The 26,096-nt window shown below is 35.5% G+C and carries 24 protein-coding genes; 6 read left to right on the top strand and 18 right to left on the bottom strand.

Going from position 1 to position 26,096, the window contains the following annotated elements; all coding sequences use genetic code 11:
• Positions 1-2,004, bottom strand: a 2,004-nt coding sequence (locus D7V20_RS13360; protein WP_120384691.1) for an Ig-like domain-containing protein, incomplete at its 3' end; no start/stop codon positions are given.
• Between the two features lie 339 nt (positions 2,005-2,343).
• Between D7V20_RS13360 and D7V20_RS13365 the strand changes: the two genes are divergently transcribed.
• The gene (locus tag D7V20_RS13365; protein WP_120384692.1) at positions 2,344-3,714 is read left to right on the top strand and encodes a phosphohexomutase domain-containing protein; all 1,371 of its coding nucleotides are present in this window, start codon (positions 2,344-2,346) and stop codon (positions 3,712-3,714) included.
• A gap of 70 nt (positions 3,715-3,784) precedes the next feature.
• Here the strand turns inward: D7V20_RS13365 and galE are convergent, their stop codons facing one another.
• From galE to rfbB, 17 genes are read right to left on the bottom strand one after another with little or no spacing between them, the layout of a single operon-like run.
• Positions 3,785-4,804, bottom strand: a complete 1,020-nt coding sequence (gene galE / locus D7V20_RS13370; protein WP_120384693.1) for a UDP-glucose 4-epimerase GalE — start codon at positions 4,802-4,804, stop codon at positions 3,785-3,787.
• 17 nt (positions 4,805-4,821) lie between these two features.
• The gene (pgi, locus tag D7V20_RS13375; RefSeq protein WP_120384694.1) at positions 4,822-6,483 is read right to left on the bottom strand and encodes a glucose-6-phosphate isomerase; all 1,662 of its coding nucleotides are present in this window, start codon (positions 6,481-6,483) and stop codon (positions 4,822-4,824) included.
• The gene (locus D7V20_RS13380; protein ID WP_120384695.1) at positions 6,480-7,739 is read right to left on the bottom strand and encodes a nucleotide sugar dehydrogenase; all 1,260 of its coding nucleotides are present in this window, start codon (positions 7,737-7,739) and stop codon (positions 6,480-6,482) included. The genes pgi and D7V20_RS13380 overlap by 4 nt, the downstream gene beginning before the upstream one ends.
• Before the next feature lie 15 nt (positions 7,740-7,754).
• Positions 7,755-8,630, bottom strand: coding sequence for a UTP--glucose-1-phosphate uridylyltransferase GalU (galU, locus tag D7V20_RS13385; protein WP_120384696.1), 876 nt, complete (start codon positions 8,628-8,630; stop codon positions 7,755-7,757).
• Positions 8,631-8,658: 28 nt separating this feature from the next.
• Entirely contained in the window at positions 8,659-9,279 is a 621-nt protein-coding gene (locus D7V20_RS13390; RefSeq protein WP_120384697.1) for a sugar transferase, read from the bottom strand.
• The gene (locus tag D7V20_RS13395; RefSeq protein ID WP_120384698.1) at positions 9,263-10,423 is read right to left on the bottom strand and encodes a glycosyltransferase family 4 protein; all 1,161 of its coding nucleotides are present in this window, start codon (positions 10,421-10,423) and stop codon (positions 9,263-9,265) included. Before D7V20_RS13395 ends, D7V20_RS13390 begins: the two co-directional genes overlap by 17 nt.
• Positions 10,413-11,507 carry a glycosyltransferase gene (locus D7V20_RS13400; RefSeq protein WP_120384699.1) on the bottom strand — a complete coding sequence of 365 codons (1,095 nt, stop codon included), beginning with the start codon at positions 11,505-11,507 and terminating at the stop codon, positions 10,413-10,415. The genes D7V20_RS13395 and D7V20_RS13400 overlap by 11 nt, the downstream gene beginning before the upstream one ends.
• Entirely contained in the window at positions 11,508-12,638 is a 1,131-nt protein-coding gene (locus D7V20_RS13405) for a hypothetical protein (protein ID WP_120384700.1), read from the bottom strand.
• Between the two features lie 49 nt (positions 12,639-12,687).
• Complete coding sequence (locus tag D7V20_RS13410) at positions 12,688-13,755, bottom strand: glycosyltransferase family 4 protein (protein ID WP_120384701.1); 1,068 nt, start codon at positions 13,753-13,755, stop codon at positions 12,688-12,690.
• 5 nt (positions 13,756-13,760) lie between these two features.
• Positions 13,761-14,627, bottom strand: a complete 867-nt coding sequence (locus tag D7V20_RS13415) for a glycosyltransferase family 2 protein (RefSeq protein ID WP_120384702.1) — start codon at positions 14,625-14,627, stop codon at positions 13,761-13,763.
• The gene (locus tag D7V20_RS13420; RefSeq protein WP_120384703.1) at positions 14,620-15,882 is read right to left on the bottom strand and encodes an O-antigen translocase; all 1,263 of its coding nucleotides are present in this window, start codon (positions 15,880-15,882) and stop codon (positions 14,620-14,622) included. Before D7V20_RS13420 ends, D7V20_RS13415 begins: the two co-directional genes overlap by 8 nt.
• A 1-nt stretch (position 15,883) precedes the next feature.
• On the bottom strand, positions 15,884-16,999 hold the full coding sequence (locus tag D7V20_RS13425) for a DegT/DnrJ/EryC1/StrS family aminotransferase (protein ID WP_120384704.1): 1,116 nt from the start codon (positions 16,997-16,999) through the stop codon (positions 15,884-15,886).
• 10 nt (positions 17,000-17,009) lie between these two features.
• A complete protein-coding gene (locus D7V20_RS13430; RefSeq protein ID WP_120384705.1) occupies positions 17,010-17,417 on the bottom strand; it encodes a MaoC family dehydratase in 408 nt (135 codons plus the stop codon).
• 1 nt (position 17,418) lies between these two features.
• Positions 17,419-17,961, bottom strand: a complete 543-nt coding sequence (locus tag D7V20_RS13435) for a GNAT family N-acetyltransferase (protein WP_120384706.1) — start codon at positions 17,959-17,961, stop codon at positions 17,419-17,421.
• On the bottom strand, positions 17,961-18,359 hold the full coding sequence (locus D7V20_RS13440) for a sugar 3,4-ketoisomerase (RefSeq protein ID WP_120384707.1): 399 nt from the start codon (positions 18,357-18,359) through the stop codon (positions 17,961-17,963). Before D7V20_RS13440 ends, D7V20_RS13435 begins: the two co-directional genes overlap by 1 nt.
• Entirely contained in the window at positions 18,356-19,231 is an 876-nt protein-coding gene (rfbA, locus tag D7V20_RS13445; protein ID WP_171407827.1) for a glucose-1-phosphate thymidylyltransferase RfbA, read from the bottom strand. The genes D7V20_RS13440 and rfbA overlap by 4 nt, the downstream gene beginning before the upstream one ends.
• Before the next feature lie 5 nt (positions 19,232-19,236).
• A complete protein-coding gene (gene rfbB / locus D7V20_RS13450) occupies positions 19,237-20,295 on the bottom strand; it encodes a dTDP-glucose 4,6-dehydratase (protein ID WP_120384709.1) in 1,059 nt (352 codons plus the stop codon).
• A 403-nt stretch (positions 20,296-20,698) separates the two neighbouring features.
• On the opposite strand from rfbB, the gene D7V20_RS13455 reads away from it, so the two are divergent.
• The 5 genes from D7V20_RS13455 (at position 20,699) to D7V20_RS13475 (ending at position 26,072) form a co-directional block, all read left to right on the top strand.
• On the top strand, positions 20,699-21,799 hold the full coding sequence (locus D7V20_RS13455) for a polysaccharide biosynthesis/export family protein (protein ID WP_120384710.1): 1,101 nt from the start codon (positions 20,699-20,701) through the stop codon (positions 21,797-21,799).
• Between the two features lies 1 nt (position 21,800).
• Entirely contained in the window at positions 21,801-22,229 is a 429-nt protein-coding gene (locus D7V20_RS13460) for a low molecular weight protein-tyrosine-phosphatase (RefSeq protein WP_120384711.1), read from the top strand.
• A 21-nt stretch (positions 22,230-22,250) separates the two neighbouring features.
• Complete coding sequence (locus D7V20_RS13465; RefSeq protein ID WP_120384712.1) at positions 22,251-24,446, top strand: polysaccharide biosynthesis tyrosine autokinase; 2,196 nt, start codon at positions 22,251-22,253, stop codon at positions 24,444-24,446.
• Between the two features lie 183 nt (positions 24,447-24,629).
• Positions 24,630-25,337 (top strand): FKBP-type peptidyl-prolyl cis-trans isomerase, encoded by a 708-nt coding sequence (locus D7V20_RS13470; RefSeq protein ID WP_120384713.1) that lies wholly within the window; start codon positions 24,630-24,632, stop codon positions 25,335-25,337.
• Between the two features lie 45 nt (positions 25,338-25,382).
• The gene (locus tag D7V20_RS13475) at positions 25,383-26,072 is read left to right on the top strand and encodes an FKBP-type peptidyl-prolyl cis-trans isomerase (RefSeq protein WP_120384714.1); all 690 of its coding nucleotides are present in this window, start codon (positions 25,383-25,385) and stop codon (positions 26,070-26,072) included.
• Positions 26,073-26,096 lie beyond the last annotated feature (24 nt).

A 26,096-nucleotide genomic window follows, 5' to 3' on the forward strand; every position in this document is an offset into this window, starting at 1 on the left:
TGCTGTCGTGTCCACAGTCAATACTAGCGGATCACTTGGTTCACTGGTATTCCCTGCTGGATCTGTTTGTGTGGTTGTGATTTCGTGTGGACCATCCGTCAACGGGGTTTCTGGGGTAAATGTCCAGTTGCCTGTTGAGTCTACAGTCGCAGTACCTAGTGGTTTACCATTATCTGAAACTTCAACGGTTGCACCCGGCTCACCTGTACCTGTAATAGTCGGTGTATTGTCATCCGTTGTACCACCTGAAGGGATATCCCCTACATTTGGTCCTACATTGTCCGTAGCGCCTACACCTTCTGGTTTTGCAGGTGGTGTGGTATCTACCGTTAATACTAGCGGATCACTTGGTTCACTGGTATTTCCTGCTGGATCTGTTTGTGTGGTTGTGATTTCATGTGGACCATCCGTCAACGGCGTTTCTGGCGTAAATGTCCAATTGCCTGTTGAGTCTACAGTCGCAGTACCTAATGGTTTACCATTATCTGAAACTTCAACAGTTGCACCCGGCTCACCTGTACCTGTAATGGTCGGTGTATTGTCATCCGTTGTACCACCTGAAGGGATATCCCCTACATTTGGTCCTACATTGTCCGTAGCGCCTACACCCTCTGGTTTTGCAGGTGGTGTGGTATCTACCGTTAATACCAGCGGATCACTTGGTTCACTGGTATTCCCTGCTGGATCTGTTTGAGTCGTCGTGATCTCATGCGGACCATCTGTCAACGGGGTTTCTGGGGTAAATGTCCAGTTGCCTGTTGAGTCTACAGTCGCAGTACCTAGTGGTTTACCATTATCTGAAACTTCAACAGTTGCACCCGGCTCACCCGTACCTGTAATGGTCGGTGTATTGTCATCCGTTGTACCACCTGAAGGAATATTTCCTACATTTGGCCCTACATTGTCCGTAGCGCCTACACCTTCTGGTTTTGCAGGTGGTGTGGTATCTACCGTTAATACTAGCGGATCACTTGGATCACTGGTATTGCCTGCTGGATCTGTTTGAGTCGTCGTGATCTCATGCGGACCATCCGTCAATGGGGTTTCTGGGGTGAATGTCCAGTTCCCTGCAGAATCCACAGTCACTGTACCTAATGGTTTACCATTATCAATCACTTCAACGGTTGCACCTGGCTCACCTGTACCTGTAATAGTCGGTGTATTGTCATCCGTTGTACCGCCTGAAGGAATATCCCCTACATTTGGCCCTACATTGTCCGTAGCGCCTACACCTTCTAACTGCTCAGGTATTGTTGTATCAATTGTGATCTTTTGTTCTGTAATTGGACCAACATTCCCCGCCTCGTCAACTGTCCGAACTTGAACAGCATAAACACCATCAGCTAGAGGATTATTCGTATTATCATAACTCCAAGAACCATTATTTCGATCTACAACCGCATCTAGCCAAGTCTTACCGCCATCTAAACTAATTTGAACTGTTTCATCCGCAGCCAAAGGTTCAGTGATCTTACCATTCAAGATCAATGTCTGATCATTTGTAATCAAATCTGTAGAACTTAGACCTGTATCATCCGTAATACTGGTTAATGTTGCCTTCGCATTTGGTGATGTTTGATCTTTGCTATCATGGTCACGATGTGCCCACCATAGAATCCCTCCAGCGGTAACAACTGGAAATAACCAAGCAATCAGTCCAGCATTGTCACTCGTATAAAGTAAGGGTTCAAGATTATCTAAACCGAGGTAATTGACAGCACCATTTGTAGAATCAAATTGGACTAGGGCAAAACCTTTGTCTTGTTCAGGAAAAACTAATGAGTTATCGGCATTATTTGCGTCATTAAAGAAGTTATCTACAACAATCTTTTCACCATTTTTTAAAACAATGACAACATTGTTACCTTCTCTTGTAATAGACTCTACTGCGTCTTTTGTGACACCGATTTGAACAACTGATGGTTGACTCAGTACAACTTCACTCGCTTGAGTATCTTGTAATAAATCTCCGCCATTTTTAGCAACGATTACGATTCTTGTCATTATGTAGCCTCATTTTTATAAAATATGAAAAAAGATATAATCCATGACATAATAATGTGACTTATGTCACAAAACAAACATTAAAATACTATTCAACCTCTTTTTTACAGATAAAAAATAATCGATTCAATTTTTATGCAAATAACTTATTAATTTATCGTTGCTTTTTTTTTAACCTATTCATTATTTTTTTTTAATATTTTGTTTATTAATATTTCAAAAAAAGTCGTTTTGAAATATTTTCAAACCAATGCAATCAAAGCTGAACAAATATTGCAAATTCTGTAATGATTGATCATGTATAATTGTGTCTTTTTAAATCATAAGAAATGAGCAAACATGGCAACACTTACTTGTTTTAAAGCCTATGATATTCGTGGAAAACTTGGCACGGAATTAAATGAAGAAATTGCATATAAAATTGGTCGTGCTTATGGGCAAATTTATCAACCCAAAACAGTGGTTGTCGGTTGTGATGTTCGCTTAACCAGTGAGGATTTGAAGCAAGCAACGATTCGTGGTTTAAATGATGCAGGCGTCAACGTCTTTGATTTAGGAATGACGGGGACTGAAGAAGTTTACTTTGGTGCATTCCATCTTGATGTTCAGGGCGGTATTGAGATCACTGCCAGTCACAATCCAATGGATTATAATGGCATGAAATTGGTGCGTGAAAATGCACGTCCAATCAGTGCCGACACTGGCCTAAAAGACATTCAAATCTTAGCTGAGTCGGAAAATTTTACAGAAGTTACTCAAAAAGGGACGACTCAAAAATACAATATTCTTCCTGAGTTTATCGATCATTTAATGACCTATATTGATCCAGCTAAAATTCGCCCACTTAAACTTGTGATGAATGCAGGTAATGGTGCTGCTGGACATGTTGTAGATGCGATTGAAGCTAAATTTAAACAACTCAATATTCCCATTGAATTTATAAAAATTCATAATCAACCTGATGGTACATTCCCAAATGGTATTCCCAATCCGATTTTAGTTGAGAATCGTGACAGTACGCGTAATGCTGTTTTAGCACATCAAGCAGATATGGGGATTGCTTGGGATGGTGACTTTGATCGTTGTTTCTTATTTGATGAAAAAGGACAATTTATTGAAGGTTATTATATTGTTGGCTTACTGGCACAAGCATTTTTACTCAAACAAGCTGGGGAAAAGATAGTTCACGACCCTCGTTTAGTTTGGAACACTTTAGATATTGTTGAACATTACGATGGAATTGCCGTTCAATCGAAATCTGGTCATGCCTTCATTAAAGATGTTATGCGTGAAAATAATGCTGTTTATGGTGGAGAAATGAGTGCCCATCACTATTTCCGTGACTTCGCCTATTGTGACAGTGGCATGATTCCATGGTTATTGGCGGTTTCTGTACTTTCTGAAACTCAACAATCTTTATCAAGCCTTGTTGAAGGTATGATTGAGCGCTTTCCTTGCAGTGGTGAAATCAACTTTAAAGTTGCCGATACGCAAATTACCATTCAAAAAATCTTTGATTATTTTGCAAATCAAAATCCTACAATTGATAAAACAGATGGTGTAAGTTTAGATTTCGGCGCTTGGCGTTTGAATGTCCGTGCATCCAATACTGAACCCCTATTACGTTTGAATATTGAAAGTCGTGCGGATAAAAACCCTAAACCAATGCAAGATTATGTAGATGAATTGACTCAGTTGATTCAGGGCTAAGGCTAGATTTTAAATATAAAAATAGGCGCCTTGAGCGCCTATTTTATTGTGGGGAAAATATTGTAGAAAACTATGACTTATAGCCTGTTGGGTTTTGCTTTTGCCAATTCCAACTGTCAGCGAGCATATCTTCTAATTTATATTTTGGCGCCCAACCCAATTCACTCACTGCTCGCACATTATTCGCAAACGATGTTGCTACATCACCTGAACGACGTGGTGCAATTTCATAGGCTACAGCAACACCATTCACTTTTTCAAAAGTATTCTTCACCTCAAGGACTGACGAACCATTACCCGTTCCAACATTCCATGCTCTACAGCCTTTAGCTGCCAAACGATTATTCAAGGCACATAAGTGTGCATTTGCCAAATCAACAACATGGATATAATCACGAACACCAGTACCATCAACAGTATCGTAATCATTACCATAAATTGAAAGTTTTTCACGACGACCGACTGCAACTTGTGTCACATAAGGCATTAAATTATTTGGAATACCTTGAGGATCTTCCCCAATACGGCCACTTTTATGCGCACCAACAGGATTGAAATAACGCAACAGAGCAATCGACCAACGTTGGTCTGAAATCGACAACTTTTCCAATAACTGCTCAACGATTAACTTGGTATAACCATAATTATTGGATGGCATGCCAGTTGGCATTGTTTCATCTAAAGGAGAAATATTCCCTTCATCATAAACTGTCGCTGAAGAACTAAACACCAAATTAAAGACATTGGCACGCTCCATGGCTTGAACCAATTGTACTGAACCTGCAATATTATTATCAAAATAAGTCAATGGTATTTGCTGGCTTTCGCCTACGGCTTTTAATCCAGCAAAATGAATCACGGCATCGATTTGATTGGAAGAAAAAACTTGATCTAAGTCATTTTGATTTCGAATATCACCTTGAATGAATTTAAGTGTTTTCCCTGTCAGCTCTTGCACACGGTTTAATGACTCTTCTGAACTATTTGAAAGATTATCTAAAACAATCACCTCATGCCCAGCTTCAAGTAACTCAACACAGGTATGCGAACCGATATAGCCCGCACCACCTGTCACTAAAATATTCGCCATAATTTTTTCCAGTATTGCTATTCTTTTCCAAGTAAAATTTTGATCAAACCTTGCGTTGAAACATCGAGCTGAGAAATATCTTTTTCTTTACCACTCAGGATCGGAAGCAATTGATTGGCAATTTCTTTGCCTTTTTCAACACCCCATTGATCAAATGGATTAATATTCCAAATTACAGATTGCACAAAAACTTTATGTTCATAAAGCGCAATCAACATACCTAAACTATATGGGCTCAACTCTTGCAATAACAAAGTTGAACTCGGCTGATTTCCTTCATACTGTTTATACAGTGGTAACTCTGCTAATTCATCTGCATTTAGCGCTTTGTTACCAAAAGCCAATAATCGAGACTGCGCTAAACAATTCGACAAAGCCAAATGATGCTGTTCAGTCAATGATTTAGCGCTTTCTGCATAGGTAAATTGATTGGCATTGTAACGTTGTACTGGGGCAATAAAATCACAACTTACCGCATGCGTCCCTTGATGCAACAACTGATAAAAAGCATGCTGTGCATTTGGACCAACTTCGCCCCATACAATTGGACAGGTATTTAAATCCACTTTTTCATTATTACGTTGAATCGATTTACCATTCGACTCCATTTCAAGCTGTTGCAAATATGAAGCAAAATATTTTAATCGACCATCATAAGGTAATACCGCATGCGTCTGAATATTGAGGAAATTATTATTCCAAACACCAAGTAAACCCATTAATACGGGAATATTGTGCTCAAATGGTGTGGTTTGGAAATGCTCATCGATTGCATAAGCACCAGCCAACAACTGTTTAAATCCATCAACACCAATCTGTAATGCAATCGGCAAACCAATACATGACCAAAGTGAATATCGACCACCCACCCAATCCCAAAGTAAGAACTGATTGTCCTCGGCAATTCCCCATGCTGTCATTTTTTCAGGTTTCGTTGAAACCCCGACAAAATGATGCTGAACAACACTCTGCTGTGTGCCTAAAGCTTTCTCTAGCCATTGGCGCACTGTTTGAGCATTAGAAAGTGTATCAATCGTCCCAAATGACTTTGAGGAAATAATAAATAAGGTGGTTTCAGGTCGAAGTTGATGCAATAAATCAGAAAGTTGACTGCCATCCATTGTTGAAACAAAATGCACTTTTAAAGGTTTAACAGTACTTACCTTATAATCGGATAAAGCATGACTCACCATCAATGGCCCAAGGTCTGACCCCCCCACACCAATATTCACTACATCTTGAATTACTTCACCCGTTGCACCACGACATTGGCCTGCATGTATTTTTTCAACGAGCTGATACATGCGGTCTAATTGCTGATGAACCTGTTTAGCTAACTCAGGATAAACTTGATCATCTTTCGGTAAGCGCAACGCCCAATGCATTGCAGCTCGACCTTCGGTATAATTAATTGATTCTTGGGTAAATAATCTTTTGATCCATTCTTTTAACAATTTTGAATCAGCAAATTTAAACAAATCAGCGCGCGCTTCTTGGTTTATCCGATGCTTACTATAATCAAAACTCAATTGATTAAAATGCACGGAAAATTTTTCAAACCGTTGTGGATCTTGTTCAAATAAATCTGTTAAGCGTAATTGCTGTTGTGTTACAGCTTTGTCTTGTAATTGTTTTAAGTTTCGCTCATTTTGGTCCATATCTAATATAGAATTTATCATACTCGACCAACTCCTTGATAAGCAAAACCTTGCACTTTGACAAAATCGGGATCCAAAATATTACGACCATCAAGAATCAACGGATGCGCCATTTTCTGTAAAAGTTGCGAGTAATCAGGACTCCAATATTGTTTCCAAGCGGTCAATATACATAAAGCATGAGCTTGTTCTACTGCTTGATATTGGTTATTACATAGAATTAAATCTGAACGCTCACCATAAAGCGCTGAAATTCTTTCCAAAGCTTGTGGGTCATGTAATTTTACTATAACACCTTGAGCCCAAAGCGCCGCTAGCATGGTATGAATCGGTGAATTATCAATACTCGAGGTATTTTCTTTAAAAGAGGCCCCCCAAATTGCAACGACTTTACCTGTCAATTGCCCTTGATAGTAATTCCAGAATTTTCTAAACAAAATTTCTTTTTGTTGTTCGTTAATATTCCAAACTTGATCAAGCAGTTGGCTTTTAATACCTGAACCTGCCACAGTACCCGTAAGCGTTAGAATATCATGGGAAAAATTCTCCCCACCAAAACCCACACCTGGGGAAAGATAGGTTGCACCAATACGACTATCCGCAGCCAACCCCTGCTTCACGTTTTGGATATCAATATTTAACTTCTCAGCAACTTGGGCCATATCATTCATATAGCTAATTCGCGTTGCCAACATACCTGAAATACTTAATTTGGTAAATTCAGCATCTAAAAAAGGCATAAACAGATATTGTTGTTTTAATTGAAAAAATGGACGTAGTAACTCTTGAATTTCTTTTTGGGTTCCTTCTTTGTCAACACCTACAAGAATCTGTTTTAAATCCATAAAACTTTGGATAGCGTTACCTTCCTGAATGGTATCAGGTAAATATGCCCAATGGTCAGTAACTAAAATTTGCTTAAGCTTTTCAGTCCCTTCTAAACCAAAAGTTGAGCCATTAATCATCAATTTAGGATGAATTATCGGTCGCCCTTTTAATTCTTCCGCCAAGGCAATCGCTTGATCAAATTCTGATGGATTAAAACTAAAAACAAACACATCACTTTGTAAATTGATCGCTTTTAAGCTCACCAATTGCAATGAATGATTCTTAATTTGTTTATGTATAAGCTGATTTAAATTTTCATCTTGATAATGTACTGAAGTTTGGTTTTCAGTCGCAATCTGAGGACACCAATACACCTGATGCCCATATTCTGCAAACAAGCCAGCAATTACGCCGGCTTGAAGGGTTGTGCCAAAAACACAAATATTCATATCTGATCCAATACGTTATAAATTCAACTCTTGAATGAGTTGTTTAAATTCTTCGCCTAATTTAGGATGCTCCACACCATAGTGCAAGACTGCTTTTAAATAACCAATTTTACTACCACAGTCGAAAGTCTGTCCTTTCATACGATACGCTTCAACATTTTCTAATTTTTGTAAAGCCGCAATCGCATCGGTCAATTGAATCTCATTACCTGCACCCTTCGGTGTTTGTTCTAACAACTGCATGATTTTGGCAGGAAGAACATAACGACCAACCACTGATAAATTAGAAGGTGCTTTATCTACAGCTGGTTTTTCAACAATACCTTGCATCACAATACTTTCACCTTCTTTAGGTGAATGAGCAACATCGACAATACCATATTGATCCACAAGATGCTCAGGCACAGCCTCAACCATAATTTGTGCTGCTTTAGACGCATCAAAACGTTGAATCATACGAGTAAGGTCATTTTCAGTGCTATTTTCTTTGACCAACACATCTGGCAATAACACAGCAAAACCTTCTTCACCCACAACTGATTTTGCACATAAAACAGCATGACCTAAACCTAAAGGTTGTGGTTGACGTACACTAATCACACTCACGTGTTTGGGTAAAATTTCTGTAATTTCTTTGAGTAAATCAAACTTTTTCTTATTCTCTAATGTTGTTTCCAACTCAAAATTACGATCAAAATAATTTTCTATTGATGCTTTTGAAGAATGTGTGACTAAAATAATTTCTTCGATACCTGCTGCAACAGCTTCTTTAATCACATATTCAATCGCTGGACGATCAACAACCGTGACCATTTCTTTAGGAATAGATTTACTTGCAGGTAAAAAGCGAGTACCTAAACCAGCAACAGGGAGAATGGCTTTCTTGATCATGATTTACAACTTCAGTTCTATTTTAAATTTAAGATTTCACTTCATCATTTTTAGATTCAGTTTCGTTTCCTTTAAATAAAGAAGGGCCAACATGACCAGGTGCATTAATTCCCTCTCGATTGGTCATCACTGAAACAGTTTTAAACATAATTTTAAAATCTACGAGCACACTATGATTATCCACATACCATACATCGCATTTAAAACGTTCTTCGTAATCCAATTCGTTTCGACCACTAATTTGTGCAAGCCCTGTCATACCAGGGCGTACCTCTAAACGACGAGCTTGTTCTGGAGAATAAAGTTCAACAAACTCTTTCAACATTGGACGGGGTCCTACCACACTCATGTCACCTTTAAGAACATTAATGAGTTGTGGCATTTCATCCAAACTGGTTGAGCGTAGTTTTTGTCCAAAAGGCGTAATACGTTTTTCGTCAGGTAAAGGATTACCATTAGCATCATTGGCATCTTTCATTGAACGAAACTTAATCATTTTAAACAGTTTACCATCTTTGCCAGGACGCTCTTGGTAGAAGAAAATAGGAGAACCTAAATTTTTTCGTACTTTGTACGCAACTAATAAAAAAATTGGTGAAAGTAAAATAAGTGCTATAGAAGCAATAAGAATATCAACTAGTCTTTTCATTTAGATTTTTTAAACCCATGATCTCTATAAGTTTGGAATTGACTTTTTCAGCATCAAATTTTTCTAGAGCTATTTTATAACTCTCGAACCCCATTATATTCACTTGCTCAGGATTCTCTATAAAGTAACACATTTTTTCTGCTAATGTTTCTGCATCCCATCTTGGGACAAGAAAACCATTCACACCATCTTCGACAGTTTCTCTACAACCTGGTACATCAGTAGTAATCACAGGTCGCCCGATTGCCATCGCTTCTTGAGTACTACGTGGAACACCTTCGCGATATGATGGCAGAACAAACACACTTGAGTCTGTTATCCATTTATTTACATTTGTAACATAACCAGGATACTCAAACAATTGCTCTGCAAGTAATTGATCCAATTCTACTTGCTTTAAAGCCCCCATATTTTGATGGTCAATTTCACCTAGTACAGTAAAATGAGCGTCAGGATATTTTGATTTTACAATACGTATTGCTTGGATGAGTTCAAATACACCTTTTTCTTTTAACAATCTTCCAATAAATAAAAATTTCACTGAACATGTGTTGGCTACTGTATAAGAATAATCTTTTAAGTTTAATCCAATTCCGCCTAAAATATGCACCTCTGGAACTTTTAGTCCATAATTGGTAACCAAATCATGCTGATCATCGGGATTTAAAAAAATCATTTTATGTAAACATGGAAAGGATATTTTATAAAGTAGTACTTGTATACTACGAATAATCTTTGTTTTTGCAGTCTGTCCTTCTGGTTGATCAGTAAAGGTATAACCCAAACCTTCAAGCATTCCTATAATAACAGGCACTTTCGCCGCTTTCGCCGCCATACTTCCATAGATTACTGGTTTAGCAAAATACGAAAACACAATATCGGGTTGAATTTGTCTTAATAATTTTTTAAGTTGTAAAAAAGACTGAATATCAGCAAATGGATTTAAACCACCTCGACTAAGCTGATAAGTTATAGGTATCGCTCCTAATGCTCGAATTTTTTCCAAACATTTTTGTGTATATTCAGAAGTAAAAGCATAAACTGTTTGGTTATCCGCAACTAACTTACGGATTATATCCGCACGAAAACCGTAAAAACTTGAGCCTGTAGTTCCAATAAACGCTATTTTTTTATTATGATACATATATCTCTATCCATTGGTCCACTATTTTCTCTAAAGCAAAGGTATTTTTTACATAGCTTAAAGCTGCGCGATTATTTAAAACTATGTTTGAACTCTCTTCATTTAATACAGCATACAACGCATCAGCTAATGCTTCAGAGTTTTGAGGAGGGACCAACGTTCCATATCCCCCCATTACCTCTTTTACCCCGCCACAGTCTGTTGCGATCACATAACATTCACAAGCCATTGCCTCTGCGACAACTAACCCAAAGCCTTCGAAAGAAGAAGATAAAACAAAAATATCTGCTGCTGACAGCAGATCAGGAATATCATCACGTCTTCCTAATAAAATAACATAATCCTGTAAAGATAAATCAGCAATCATGTTTAGAATCTGACCTTTTAACTCACCATCCCCCGCAATAGCAAGCCTAGGTTTTTTGTCATTTTCTGTATTTTTAATTAGCTTAGCAAAAGCATTAATTAAGTTTGGATAATCCTTTGCTTCATGAAAGCGCCCTACAGCCAAAATTAAACTCTGGTTTTCATCCAACATTAACTCTGTTTTTATTTTTAACGTTTCTGATGCTCTTAAATTAAATTTTTCTAAATTTATACCATTATAGACTGTTTTTATGCCTCCTTTCGGAACAGCTCCTAACACCTCAAAACTCTCACAAGCAGAATAACTTACATTAGTAATTTCGTCCGACATAGCGTGAGTAAGTCGATAAGCCAGCATTCTTAATCGACCACCTTCATTATTACTATGCGCTGTACAAATAAGTTTCGGTACTGGTATCAATCTTCTGGCTATTCGCGCAAAGATATTAGCGTGTACCATATGTGCATGGACGACAACTGGCTGAAATTTATCTATAAGATGTTTATAATTTTGATACGCTTTATTCATATTTTTAAAAGATTCTAATCCAATATAAATAAGCTCGATAGATTTGTCTTCAGGGCTTACTAAAACATCTCCTTTTAAATAAGCAATTTTAACTTGGTGCCCTCGTTTGGACATTTGGTCTGCTAAATCAACCACGACCTTTTCAGCCCCACCACCACCAAGCCCTGTAATTAGATATAGGATTTTCATTTATAGATTTCTCCTTTTTAAGATAATAAAACATAGAGAAATAAATAATGTAAAAAATAAAACAGAAGGATTTGAAAGTTTGATTAAGGCTAAAAGAATCAGCATTTTTTCTTTGATAGTAGTTCGTGATTTAAATAAAAAAGAAAAGAAATAAAATAAAATAATAGAACCTATTAGAACACCAAAAATAGTTAGGCTATTTAAATAAAAGGTTAAATCAAGCAAAGCATCATAAAACTGAGGCTTACCCTCACTTCTAAAAAGGAAACCATAGCCAAAAAGTGTAATACTAGGATCAGAAATAAAATAATTAAATGCTTCAATTTTTACATTATTACTTCCATCTTCCCCCTTTGTAAATTTATCAATTCTCTCATTAATCATTTCAAATGAAAAAATGTAAAAAGCAAAGAGTGCAAAGCTACCAACAATATAATTTGTTATATTTTTTGAGTAAACAATAATCAGAAATAATCCGGCTAAAATCAAACCAAGAAAAGACATTGAAAGTACTAAAGATAATACTCCCAAAAGCTTTGATAATTTAGCATCCTTATCTATTAAATATTGAATAGTTAACAAACCAAACTGAACACCTACAAATATTGCAGGTTCTGAAGTAACTCCAGTTGGTCTATATAACCAATTACCAGAATACCAAGTTCTTGACTCCTCTCCTCCAAGCAATAATCCAAAATCTAATAAAGATCTATCTAAATTTAAAAAATAGAAGCCGATAAATTGCAGCATTACAATTACTGACATAAGTATTATAAAGATTGATAACGCCTTTTTTAATACTTCATCTTTAGTTAGAATCAAATAATCATAAAGCAAGATTCCAACAGACAGTAAAAATATAACTCGCTGGTATACTAAGATCAATATCTCCTGCTTTATATATAAATTCTGAAGAAAGCATAAGATTTCTAACAAGACCACTACACAAAAAAATAATTTTAGACTATTTGACGATATTTTCGGATAAACTAGAAACCTAATAACTACTAGACTGAAAAGACCTAAAAACTGTGTGCCATAAAATGAAATAGGTGCCTGAACATCTAATGAAAAGAAAGCAAATAAAAAAAGTAAAAAAATAACTCCTGGATTTCTTTGTATAGCAATCATTTAAAATAAGCACCTATTTTTTTACATTCTTTAGCAATATAACTAATACTCATATTACTTTTTCCCATTTAAAAATAATATTACTTATATTAAAACTTAAACTCTTTTCTAGTGATAATTTAGAAAAAATTTCAAAGTTACTTTCTTTGCACATTTTTAATATCTTATCTGATAAATCTTCGATATTTCCGTTTTGTACCAAAAAACCATTTATGCCTGAATCGATGATTTCAGCTGGTCCAGTATTACAATCAAAAGACACAACTGGCAACCCGTAACTTTGAGCCTCAAGCAATACCATTGGAAGTCCTTCAAAACGTGAGCTCATACAAAAAAATGAGGCTTTTCTATAAAAATTTTTCATATCCTTTTGCTGGCCAGCAAAAACTATTGTACTTCCAACATTGTAATCAGTAGCCATTTTTCTTAATTTCTGTTCGTCTTCACCTGAACCAACTATTGTTACGATCCATCCCGGTAATTCATCATGAATTTTGGCCCATGCAGGAATTAATAAGTCAAAACCTTTCTGATATGTTAACCGCCCAACACATAATATGTTTTTATAGTCCAATAAAGGTAAATTATCCTGTATCTCATAAGGAGTCGGGTTTGCGATAGCAACAACTTTGTCTGATCTTTTTAAATTAAAACGTTCATCCCAAAAAGTTTTATCACGCTCTGTAAGGGTAATAATCTGATTACACCATTTGGCAGCCATCCATCGACCTAAATCACGAAATCTAGAACCAAGATTAACCTTTAAGTTAAAATGCTCCCAACAAATATGGTTAACTTTCAACCCTATACATGCAGGGACTGTAAAAACACAACTAATACTATCAACAACGACTAAAGTATCTATTTTATTACTTATTATATACTCTCTAATTTTTGATACTGCTACCAAAAAGTTTTTTCTCATTGAAATATCTTTATTAAACAAGCTTCCATTCACGATCGATGTATTCTGTTCGAAAAAGGGGTTTTCACCAAAGACTAAAGACAAAATAAAGACTTGATGATCAACTGCTAGTTGATTAGCAATAAGTGTGGTAACTCTCTCAGTTCCTCCTGAATGATTAATATTACCAATTAAAAAACATATCTTTTTCATCTTTATCACTTTTTAATATGAAATACTTTTTTTACTACCAGTCTAAATTTATATAATAAGCGATATATAAAAATTTGCACGGACAATTTAAAATCTAATTTTAGGGTTTCTAATGCATTATCCCAACATACTTTTATAAATGCCTTTTTGAAAGCGTCATGCTTACTAAACTCATTTAAAACTTGCAGTCGTCCTAATGACATTTTATAGGGGTTAGAAAATGTATTTCCATCATGCGTTCTATATGAACAAAATAACTCATCGATATAAATAATTTGCTTTCCAGTTTCTAGTAACTTTAAATAAATATACCAATCCTCAATAATCATCCCCTCAACAAAACCGCCTACAGCACGTAAATCCTCCAAACGAATCATTTGAGTTGGGGCTGGTAAAAAACGATCTGTATAAATTAAGTCATTGAATTCAAAAATTTTATTTGGCTGTCGAATTTCACCAATTTTTACATTTTCATTATTTATAAACTGAACTGCACCAAAAACAGCAACCATATCTTGCCTCTTTTGAAGTATTTCAACCTGCCTTTCAATTTTCTTTTCTAACATGAGGTCATCAGATGCAATAGGTGATATAAAATTACCTTTACACCACTGTAAAGCTTCATTTAAAGTAGCACTTAGTCCTTTATTAGATCTGCAACGCAACTCAAAACGCACAAATCTTTCTTCACATATCGAAATCATTTCTTGTATTTTTTCTACAGAGTTATCTTTAGAACCATCATCAATAATAATAAGTTCAATATTTTGATAAGTCTGATCTATAACACTTTGGATACATCCCTGCACAAATTGCTCATGATTATAACAAGGTATGACAACTGATACTAAAGGCTCATGATCTCTATTCATGTATCACACCCTTTTTTAAAACATTGAAAACAAAATAACTCATAATAATCCAATACACTCCATAATTAACTAAATGAGCAATTGAAACACCTTCGAACCCAAAAAATTGAGTACATATATATGTAAGTATAATAGAAGTCAGTGCAAAAAGAATTTCTGTTGTAATAAATAATCTTGTCATTGCTTTACTTAACATCAGATAAGCAAGAATCCAACTCCCTATTTTTAAAGAATCCCCTATCATTTGCCAAAGGAACAAATCACGCATAGGTAAAAACGTTTTAGTAAAAAGTATGGTGATGATCCAATCTCTTAACAAATAGACTACTACTCCACCAGCTATAGCTAGTGGAAATATAAACTTGTAACCTAAATAAATCTCTGACTTGATGGCTTCTAATTTTGATAACTCAGAAAGTCTTGGCAGGTAGTAAACTCCAAGCGTAGTCGTCACAAGCATGAGATATGCAGCACTCAAACGAATCATTGCTTCCCAATAACCAGCATATGTAACCCCATATTCATTAGTTAAGTAACTACGAATCACCATTTGTGACAATGGAACACAAATAGCACTAACCAATGCCATTAAAACAAAAGCAATAAACTTTCTTGCAATTTCCTTATCAACTTTTCCAAATAAATACGAAAACTTAAACCACTCAGATTTATAACAAAGTAGCAAGGTCACAAAAAAAGCTAAAGATTGATAAATAGATAAAGCAACCAAAGCTCCATATAAACTATATTTAATCGCTAAAACACTTGTTATTGTTAAAGAAAATATACTTCCAAAAATATTTGCAATAACTAATTTTAATACTTCCTTTTTACCATTTAATATAGCTAAGAAAAGTGCATTAAAAGTAAAAAATGTAAGGAAAATAGCAAACCAAGCAAAGACTGATTGATATATTGCCGTATGAAAAATATAAACTGATAACTGTTTTTGGAAAATTAAAATAATGAAAGAAAATAACAAGCTAAAAAATAAAACGATACTACCAGCTGTTTTCCAAATTGTTCTTTGCTGTTTTTCATCCTCATAATATTCAGCTGTGTACTTAATAACCGCGGTATTTATTGCACTTCCAGCAAAAGTTGTTACCATTTGTATAAAATTTTGAAACTGCCCTATTGCAGCGTAGCCTGCTGGACCAACATAAACAGCCAAAATTTTATTCAATATAAACATCGTGGCTGTCTTAATCAAAACAGCCACGCCATTTAAAATACTTGTTTTAAGCAGATTCATTCTAGCCCTTGAAGCTATTACATAACTTTACTATTGTGTGTGCTTCATTTAAGCTTAATGTTGGCCCAATAGGCAAACTCATGATTTCGGCATGAATTGTCTCTGAAATAGGATAATTTAAATCATTCCATTCCTTATAAGCTTGTTGTTTATGTGGAGGAATTGGGTAGTGAATTAAAGTTTGTACTCCATTCTCAGCTAAATACTGTTGTAATGTTTTTCTATATTCAATTCTAATCACAAACAAATGCCAAACATGTTGCTGATATTCTTCTGCATTAATATTCTCTAACGGCAATTTAATCAATGGATTTTTAATTTCTGTTAAATATAGGTTCGCTATTTTACGTCTATGCTGTGTTTCTATATCTAAAAACTTTAACTTAACGTCAAGCATTGCAGCCTGAATTTCATCAAGTCTACTATTAACGCCAGGAACTAAATTTTTATATTTTTCATGCGATCCATAATTACGAAGTGCACGTAACATTTGAGCAAGCTCTTGATCATTGGTGGTTACAGCACCTGCATCACCGAGAGCACCTAAATTTTTCCCAGGATAAAAGCTAAATCCTGATGCATCTCCCCAGTTTCCAGCCTTTCTCCCATTTATTGTGGCACCATGCGATTGCGCTGAATCTTCTAAAACAAGTAGATTATACTTATTTGCAATTTGCATAATTGTCGGCATATCTGCCAATTGCCCATACAAATGAACAGGTAAAATAACTTTTGTTTTTGTTGTAATTGCAGCTTCGATATTATTTGGATCAATATTATAAGTATTAATATCAGGTTCAACCAAAATTGGAACTAAATCATTCGCAGTAATGGCTAAAATGCTTGCGATATAAGTATTTGAAGGAACAATAACCTCATCACCATCTTTTAGTTTACCAAGTTCTTTCCAAGCGCGAAGCGTAAGAATTAAAGCATCTAAACCATTCGCCACCCCAATTGCAAACTTTACTCCACAATATTCGGCAAAATTTTGTTCAAATTTTTCTAGCTCATTCCCACCAATATACCAACCAGAATCAATTACTCGAGTACAAGCTTCAATTAATTCAGCTCTATATTGTGCATTAATATTTTTTAAATCTAAAAAAGGAATCATAACATTATCTTCAATTTGGTATATATAACTCAGCAGTTCCAACAACACACTCTACATTTCTAGAAATTGCAGATGTCTTAAAAATCACTTTTTTTCTATCACTGATAACATCAAAAACTTCCACTTTAAAATGCACTATCTCATTTAAATAAATTGGTTTTAAAAATTTATTTTCAGATTTCAAATAAATACACCCCGCTCCAGGTAATGTATTAGCAAAAATAGTTGAAAAAATACTTGAAACTAAAGCACCATGAACTATACGTGCGCCAAACATTGTTTGTTTTGCATAATTATCATCTAAATGTACAGGATTTATATCACCTGATAACTGAGAAAAGATATTAACATCATCACTTGAAAACTCTCTTGTGAGTTCAGCGGTCATTCCTTTTTTATATTCTGAAATTAATAGCATTTTATTTTCCTAAAAACTTAGAATACTGTATTTTATTTTTCAAATATTGTTCTTTTGGAAAAATATAATATTCATTGATTTCATCTTCAGATATTTTTTGTGCACCCATTTTCAAATGGAAAGAATGCACCTTATCATTTCCCTTCATTACTTCAAAGTGGCTTTGTTGGAAATCTAGATAAGAAAATCCTGCCTCATACACCAATAAAGCACTCTCGACTGCAGCATACTTTGTTTTATTTTCATTTAAAATCCAACTACCCCAGCAAAATGATTTTGGATTTACTTTAAAATCATATAATCGAACTGTGCCAATAGGCTGATCATTTTCATTTTTGCAAATTATAAAATAAAACTCTTCTTTATTATTTTCCTTATCTTTATAATTTTTAATCCACTGTCTTTGAGCTTCTATATCTGCAGTAGATTTTGAAATATATGTATTCAATTTATCATCATTTCTTAAACTACAAATGAACGCAGCATCATCCTCTCTTACAAGTCTCAAGTATGTTGTACTCGCTTTTAAGTTAAAATCTATCATCACACTCTCTCCACCAAAAACTTATCATATTCTCTTATATAATCACTTTCATCATAATGATCACTTGCTAATACCAACATAATGCAATCATCTGAAAAATCATGCATTTCATGCCAAACCATAGGAGGAATTAGCAAACCTTTATTAGGTTGATCTATCCATACTTCCTGTTTTTCTATACCATTATCCATTAGCATTTTACATTTACCTTTTATGCAAAATGCGATTTGATTTAATTCTTTATGAGCATGAAATCCACGGGATATATCTGGTTTTGCATCAAAAATGTAATAAAGTCTCTTAATTTCGAATGGGATAATCTTATCAGCTTCAGCAACTATTAAAGCACCACGATGATCACCTAAATTAGGTAACTCAATCCACTCAATCAAACTCATAGCTCATCCACCAAAGAAATCAAATACTGACCATAGTCATTCTTATTCATACTCTGACCAATTTCTAAAACTTGTTGCTTTGTTAACCAACCATTATTCAGAGCAATTTCTTCCAAACACGCAACTTTATATCCTTGGCGTTTTTCAATTGTTTCAACAAATTGAGCCGCTTCCAGTAAACTTGCATGTGTACCAGTGTCTAGCCATGCGAAACCACGACCAAGCAATTCAACATTTAAGTCGCCACGCTCTAAGTACATTTGATTCACAGTGGTAATTTCCAACTCACCACGATCAGAAGGTTTTACTTCTTTCGCAATTTGAATAACATCATTGTCATAAAAATACAGCCCCGTTACAGCAAAATGAGACTTTGGTTGTTTAGGTTTTTCTTCTAGTGAAACTGCACGTTTTTGGTCATCAAACTCAACCACACCAAAACGCTCAGGGTCTTTTACCTGATATCCAAATACTGTTGCACCTTTTTGGCGAGAAACAGCCTGACGCAACATTGGCGTAAAGCCTTGACCATAAAAAATATTATCACCGAGCACTAAGCAAACATTGCTATCGCCAATAAACTCTTCACCAATAATAAATGCTTGTGCCAAACCATCTGGGCTCGGTTGAACGGCATAGACTAGCTCAACACCAAATTGAGAGCCATCCCCTAAGAGACGTTTAAAACCATCAATATCTTCAGGCGTACTAATAATTAGAACTTCACGAATACCAGCAAGCATGAGCACAGATAGTGGGTAATACACCATCGGTTTATCATAGATAGGCAATAGTTGCTTGGAAACGCCTTTTGTAATTGGATACAAGCGCGTGCCTGACCCACCTGCCAAAATAATACCTTTTGTTGTTATTGACATTATGCACTCACACCTAATCGTTCACGTTGATAGCTACCGTCCTGAACTCGACGACACCATTCTAAATTATTTAAATACCACTCCACAGTTTTGCGAATACCTGTCTCAAAACTTTCTTCAGGCACCCAACCTAAATCTTGTTTAATTTTACTGGCATCAATCGCGTAACGTAGATCATGTCCAGGGCGATCTTTAACAAAAGTAATCAAAGACTCATAAGATTGATGATTCTCTTGAGGTCTTAATTCATCTAAAATTTTACAAATGGTTTTTACAACTTCAATATTTTGTTTTTCGTTATGACCACCGATATTGTAAGTTTCCCCGACCGCACCTTCTGTAACGACTTGATATAAAGCACGCGCATGATCTTCGACAAATAACCAGTCTCGAATTTGATCACCTTTGCCATAAATAGGTAAAGGTTTACCATCGAGTGCATTCAGAATCACCAAAGGAATTAACTTTTCAGGAAAATGATAAGGACCATAGTTATTCGAACAGTTAGTCACTATCGTCGGTAAACCATATGTTCTTTGCCACGCACGAACTAGATGATCTGAACTCGCTTTGCTTGCTGAATAAGGTGAACTTGGAGCATAAGGTGTTGTTTCAGTGAATAAATCAGTTGTGCCTTCCAAGTCACCATAAACTTCATCGGTTGAAATATGATGAAATTTAAAAACTGTTTGTTCTTCACTTGTCAAATTTGCCCAATATTTACGAGCAACTTCTAATAAGGTATATGTACCAACTATATTGGTAGTAATAAACTCTGCCGGACCATCTATCGAGCGATCCACATGTGATTCAGCAGCAAGATGCATCACCAAATTTGGTTTAAATTGATTAAATGCTTCAGTCAACGCCTCTGAATCACAAATATCAATCTGTTTAAACTGATATCTTGAGTTTTGATCAACCTCAGTCAACGACTCCAAATTACCCGCATACGTTAATTTATCAATATTCAATACTTCATCTTGAGTATTTTTTATAATATGTCTTACAACTGCTGATCCAATAAAGCCTGCACCACCAGTAACCAAAACTCTCATATTGTATCCTGTGAATCATTTTTAATAAAAATATACATTCTGAAGTTTCTTCAATTGATCAATACACTATTGTAAAACAATAGTGTCGCAAGAGATGCTGTCTAATTTAACTTCCGAGGCATTATACTCAGAATATATAACAATTCATATGATAAACCGATTTTTGCCTATAACAATCGTTTATCTTAGTAATGTTATGTATATACAGTATGAATGCTTGGTTTTGATCTTATTGTTTCTATTTTACAAAGCAATTAAAAATATAAATAGATAACTTACTTTTTTCGATTTTCATACAATACTATCTAAACAATAAGATACCCAACTGCTATTTTTTAGCATACAATCCAACTTCAAGATTGAATTCTAAGTAGCAACGCAATATAAAATAAGGGTTTTGAATGTGAAGTATGCAGGCACATCACTTTTTACAATTTTAGCAATTTCTGTTTCATTTTCTGGTTGTGCAATCACCTCTGGACTTCAAACCTATGATTTACCTGAGCAAGGTCAATACAAAACTGACCAAGGTGCAGAGCTTTCTGTCGTTCAACTCAATCAAAGCAATATTCCAAATTTCAATATATTAAATCAAGAAAATTCGAATAAGGTCGTTTCACTATTTCGCCATCAGCAAAATATTTATCGTTTAAGCCCAGGAGATATCCTTTCGATCCAGCTTTGGGCTTATCCTGAAATCACCCCACCTATTCAAGACGTAAACAATGTTAAGGCGATTGGATATCCGATTGATCCAAATGGTAATGTACAACTACCATTAGTCGGTTCAGTACGTATTGCAGGCAAAACCCTTGCTGAAACCAATCGCTTTTTGCATAACCAATTTGCAAAATACTTAAAACATCCTGACGTTGTGGTTCGTGTTCTGTCTTATGAAGGTCGTCGCTATTTTGTGAATGGACAGGTCATGCGTAGTGGGCAATACACATTAAATGATCAACCCATTAGTATTTATACAGCGCTTGGTCAAGCGGGTGGTATTGATACAAAAACAGGGGATACCACCAATATCCAACTGATTCGAGATGGGCAAACATTTAATCTGAATACCATTCAGCTGGAAAAGCAAGGTCTATCTTTACATAATCTACTCATTCAACCGAATGACACGATTTATGTGAATACCAAACAAGATCAAAAACTTTACGTGATGGGTGAATCCAATAAAAGCCAAGCGCTTGCGTTGCGTGATCAAGGTATGACCTTAAGTGATGTGTTGGGTGAAAGTGAAGGGATTAGTCCATATTCAGCAAGTGCGGCTCGTATTTATGTGATGCGTACTGATTTAAACACTAAACAATCAACTATTTATCATTTAAATTTAACGAGTTTAGGTAACTTAGCGCTCGCCAATCAATTTGCAATGAAAAAGAATGATATTGTCTATATTGACGCAACAGGTCTAACTCGCTGGCAACGTATCATGAATCAGATTGTTCCATTCTCAAGTGCACTCTATTCATTTGATCAGCTAGGTAAATAATATGCAGATCCAGAATATATTGGTTGTTTGTGTAGGGAATATCTGCCGTAGTCCAATGGCTGAGTTTTTTCTTAAAAATCAGTTTCCTCATTTAAGTATTGAGTCTGCTGGGCTTTCTGCAATGGTCGGGCATTCAGCAGACGATAAAGCCATTGCATGTATGGATGCTTTAAATATCGACATGCGTAGTCATATTGCACGTCAAATCAATGCTGAATTGATCAAAAAAGCCGATCTGATTTTAGTGATGAGTAAGAATCAATCACAGCATATTGAACAAAAATGGCCTTTTGCTAAAGGTAAAGTGTTTATGCTAGGGCATTGGCAAAACTTAAATGTTCCAGATCCCTATAAACATGATCAAGCTTTTTTTGATGAAACATGTAAAAATATCCAAACTTATGTTGCTGACTGGCAATCACATCTTTAAATTTTAATTAGTTGTTAACTTATGAACCAAAATTCAAAAACTAATGATGATACTATTGATCTAAAAGAGTTATTTTTCTCTTTAATTGCACAATGGAAAGTGATTGCTCTGTGTATCATCCTAAGTTTAATCTGTGCTTTGTTGTATTTACGCATTACCTCTCCAGTCTATTCAACTGATGCGATGGTGCAAGTTGAAGATGGAAAAAGTGCAGCCTCTGCAGCCTTAATGGGTGAACTCAAAGATATTTCTGGCGGTTTAGGAGCAAAATCTCCAGCAGATGCCGAAATTGAAATTTTAAATTCAAGACTCGTGCTTGGCGAGGTGATTAAGAATTTAAACTTAAATATTCAAATTAAAGATAATCAAGACAATTTATTGCATCGTTTAATTTCACAAGACAAAATAAAACTACAATATACAAACAATAGTGTAAGTTTTCAGAAAAAAAATGCTGAGTTTTCAATCAAAAAGCTTGAAATACCTACATATTACTATGACAAAAATTTAATTTTAAGCTTTTTAGATAAAAACCAATTTAGTCTAAGTTATAAAGACCAAGTGGTTTTTAAAGGTCACTTAAATCAGCTTAACCAAACTCAAGATAATAAAGGTCTTTGGTCTGTAAATATCGAAAGTCGCAGTCCGTTCCAACAAGATTTCACCATCAGTAAACTATCCCTCCCTTCTGCTATGCAAGCGCTTCAAAGCACTTATTCAGTCGCTGAGAAAGGTAAACTGACTGGCGTGATCGGTTTAAATTATAGCGGTACCGATAAAGAGCATATTACTCAGGTTCTTAATCATATTTTAGCTGTATATCATGCACAAAATATTGAACGTAAGACTTTAGAATCTAAACAAACATTAAATTTCCTCGATCAACAATTGCCTGATTTGAAAAAGCAATTGGAGGAATCTGAAATTAAGTTTAATACATTCCGTGAGCAGTACAATACGGTTGATGTGACTCAAGAATCTGAGCTCATGTTAAAACAAAATGTTGAATTGGAAAAAATGCGGATAGAGTTAAAGCAAAAACAAGCTGAATACTCTGCTAAATATACGCCTGATCATCCATTAATGACTGAAATTAACGCTCAACTTGCTGCAATTGATAAGAAATCGACTGAGCTTAATCAAGCGATTAAACGCTTACCTGAAACACAACGTTTGTATTTACAATTGTACCGTGATGTTAAAGTCAATACTGAGCTTTATACTTCGCTATTAAATAGCTACCAACAGCTGAAAATTGTCAAAGCAGGTGAAATTGGTAATGTCCGTATTATTGATACTGCAGTTGAGCCAGTAAAACCAATTAAACCGAAAAAATTAATCGTGTTAATTCTTTCCATCTTTGTCGGTGGTTTTATTGGTGTAATGATTGCACTGCTTCGCAATATGCTTGCTTCAGGAATCAAAGATTCTAGTCGTATTGAAAATGAACTGGATCTCCCTGTCTATGCAACTGTGCCGCGTTCACCGATTCAAGAAAGCCGCGTTCAACTGCTGAAAAAGAAAAAAACCATTCCTATTCTTGCTGTTAAGAATAGTGAAGATATTGCCATTGAAAGTTTACGTAGTATTCGTACCACGATTCATTTTGCTCTTGCGAATGCGAAAAATAATATTATTGCTGTTTCAGGGCCTGCACCTGAGATTGGTAAATCGTTTATTTCAACCAACCTTGCTGCTATTTTTGCACAAAGCAACAAGAAAGTATTATTGATTGATGCTGACTTACGACGCGGTTACTTACATAAGTATTTTGGTCGAGAAGCTTCACCGGGTTTAACTGAATATTTGAGTAATCAAAACAGCCTAGAGCAATGCATTATTCAATCAGATACTGTTGCCAATCTAGACTTCTTTGCACGTGGTAAAAATCAAGGTAATGCTTCTGAAATGCTAAGTTCTCAACGTTTCAGTGAACTGCTTCAACAGCTTTCTCAGCAATATGACCACATCATCATTGATACACCACCAATCTTGGCAGTGACCGATGGCATCATTATTTCTCAATTCGTCGGTGTAAATCTCGTTGTTGCACGTTATGCGAAAACACAAATGAAAGAATTAGAGTTGACTGTTAGCCGTTTCGAGCAAGCTGGTACCAAAGTCAATGGTATTATTCTGAATGACATTCAAGCAACAGCAGGTGGTAGCTATGGTTATAACTATGCCTATGCATATACCTCATCCAAGGATGATTAATTTTTGATGCGTTTGTAACGAAAAGCCAGATTAAAATCTGGCTTTTTCATACTTACATCTCTGTATATTTTTAGTTGTCATCATCAGATAACTATATCGTTTATGATGAAGACGTTATATGCTTGTTGAGTTTATGCTAATAATCAAATTAGCCTCTTAAAAGATTAAAATTTGGGAATTTTTATGAGTAAAGCCTTACCCATCGCAGTTGCTGTAATTTTAGGTGGTGCTGCGCTTGTACCTGTTTATTATGCATCTCAACATCCAGCTGATGCAAACAGCAGTTCAATGTCAAAAGATGCAAAACCTGTAGAAAAAATCAGCTATGCTCTCGGCTATGAAGTTGCAAGTCAAACACCTCCTGAAGTCGATGTAAATACATTCATCAAAGGTGTTCGTGATGGTCATGCCAAGAAAGAACGTATTTATACAGATCAAGAATTACAAGCGGCTTATGTTGAATTCCAAAAAGAAATGCAAACCAAGCACTTACAACAAGCCAAAGAAACCGCTTCTTCAAATGATTCTTTCTTGTCTGAAAATGCAAAGAAATCTGGTGTTATCACCACTGCATCAGGTCTTCAATATAAAATAACCAAAGAAGGTACAGGCAAACAGCCAACTGCAAACTCGCAAGTTACTGTCCATTACAAAGGACAATTACTTGATGGCAAAGTCTTCGATAGTTCTTATGATCGTGGTCAACCAGTGGAATTCCCTTTAAATCAAGTGATTCCAGGCTGGACAGAAGGCTTACAGTTGATCAAAGAAGGTGGCAAAGCAACGTTGTATATTCCTGCAAAACTAGCCTACGGTGAGCAAGGTGTTCCTGGAACAATTCCACCAAATAGCACACTAATTTTCGATGTTGAACTGATTAAAGTGAAATAATGATGAGAAAAGGAGAGCTATGCTCTCCTTTTTTGGATATGAATTATGAAAAAAAGTCTCATTACACTCGGTATTGCTCTTATCGGTACGACAAGCTTTGCAGCACCAATTAACAATAAAAGCTCACAACAAGATCAGCTTGGATATAGCTATGGTTATGTCATGGGGCGAACCAATGCTGAAACATTAAAAGACATCAATTTAGATGCTTTTATCCAAGGCATTAAAGAAGGGTTTTCCGGACAAAAAGCCACACTGACTGATGAAGAAATGGCAAAAGCTTTGGCGCAATATAAGCAAAAAAGCGAAGCCAAACAAATGCTTGAATTTAAAAAATTAGCAGATGAAAATGCACATAAAGGCGAAGATTTTCTTATTGAAAATGCCAAAAAATCAGGTGTAATCACTCGCCCTAGTGGCCTACAGTACATGATTCTTCAACAAGGCACAGGTCAATCCCCTACTGTAAAATCCAAAGTATCGGTAAATTATGAAGGGCGATTACTGGATGGTACGGTTTTTGATAGCTCAATCGCACGTAATGAGCCGATTGAATTTCAACTCAGCCAAGTGATACAAGGTTGGACTGAAGGCTTGCAACTTATGAAAGAAGGTGCGAAATACCGCTTCTTTATTCCTGCAAAATTGGCTTATGGTGATATCGGTGCAGGTGATGCCATCGCGCCTAACAGCGCATTGATTTTTGATGTTGAACTTTTGAAAGTTCTCCCATAAAACAAATCAAGTATCATAAAAAAA

This window comes from Acinetobacter rongchengensis, from assembly GCF_003611475.1.
Classification (GTDB): Bacteria; Pseudomonadota; Gammaproteobacteria; order Pseudomonadales; family Moraxellaceae; genus Acinetobacter; species Acinetobacter rongchengensis.

Coding starts and splice junctions, on each gene's coding strand:
- D7V20_RS13365 (WP_120384692.1), top strand. CDS start 2,344: ATGGCAACACTTACTTGTTTTAAAGCCTATGATATTCGTGGAAAACTT.
- galE (WP_120384693.1), bottom strand. CDS start 4,804: ATGGCGAATATTTTAGTGACAGGTGGTGCGGGCTATATCGGTTCGCAT.
- pgi (WP_120384694.1), bottom strand. CDS start 6,483: ATGATAAATTCTATATTAGATATGGACCAAAATGAGCGAAACTTAAAA.
- D7V20_RS13380 (WP_120384695.1), bottom strand. CDS start 7,739: ATGAATATTTGTGTTTTTGGCACAACCCTTCAAGCCGGCGTAATTGCT.
- galU (WP_120384696.1), bottom strand. CDS start 8,630: ATGATCAAGAAAGCCATTCTCCCTGTTGCTGGTTTAGGTACTCGCTTT.
- D7V20_RS13390 (WP_120384697.1), bottom strand. CDS start 9,279: ATGAAAAGACTAGTTGATATTCTTATTGCTTCTATAGCACTTATTTTA.
- D7V20_RS13395 (WP_120384698.1), bottom strand. CDS start 10,423: ATGTATCATAATAAAAAAATAGCGTTTATTGGAACTACAGGCTCAAGT.
- D7V20_RS13400 (WP_120384699.1), bottom strand. CDS start 11,507: ATGAAAATCCTATATCTAATTACAGGGCTTGGTGGTGGTGGGGCTGAA.
- D7V20_RS13405 (WP_120384700.1), bottom strand. CDS start 12,638: ATGATTGCTATACAAAGAAATCCAGGAGTTATTTTTTTACTTTTTTTA.
- D7V20_RS13410 (WP_120384701.1), bottom strand. CDS start 13,755: ATGAAAAAGATATGTTTTTTAATTGGTAATATTAATCATTCAGGAGGA.
- D7V20_RS13415 (WP_120384702.1), bottom strand. CDS start 14,627: ATGAATAGAGATCATGAGCCTTTAGTATCAGTTGTCATACCTTGTTAT.
- D7V20_RS13420 (WP_120384703.1), bottom strand. CDS start 15,882: ATGAATCTGCTTAAAACAAGTATTTTAAATGGCGTGGCTGTTTTGATT.
- D7V20_RS13425 (WP_120384704.1), bottom strand. CDS start 16,999: ATGATTCCTTTTTTAGATTTAAAAAATATTAATGCACAATATAGAGCT.
- D7V20_RS13430 (WP_120384705.1), bottom strand. CDS start 17,417: ATGCTATTAATTTCAGAATATAAAAAAGGAATGACCGCTGAACTCACA.
- D7V20_RS13435 (WP_120384706.1), bottom strand. CDS start 17,961: ATGATAGATTTTAACTTAAAAGCGAGTACAACATACTTGAGACTTGTA.
- D7V20_RS13440 (WP_120384707.1), bottom strand. CDS start 18,359: ATGAGTTTGATTGAGTGGATTGAGTTACCTAATTTAGGTGATCATCGT.
- rfbB (WP_120384709.1), bottom strand. CDS start 20,295: ATGAGAGTTTTGGTTACTGGTGGTGCAGGCTTTATTGGATCAGCAGTT.
- D7V20_RS13460 (WP_120384711.1), top strand. CDS start 21,801: ATGCAGATCCAGAATATATTGGTTGTTTGTGTAGGGAATATCTGCCGT.
- D7V20_RS13465 (WP_120384712.1), top strand. CDS start 22,251: ATGAACCAAAATTCAAAAACTAATGATGATACTATTGATCTAAAAGAG.
- D7V20_RS13470 (WP_120384713.1), top strand. CDS start 24,630: ATGAGTAAAGCCTTACCCATCGCAGTTGCTGTAATTTTAGGTGGTGCT.
- D7V20_RS13475 (WP_120384714.1), top strand. CDS start 25,383: ATGAAAAAAAGTCTCATTACACTCGGTATTGCTCTTATCGGTACGACA.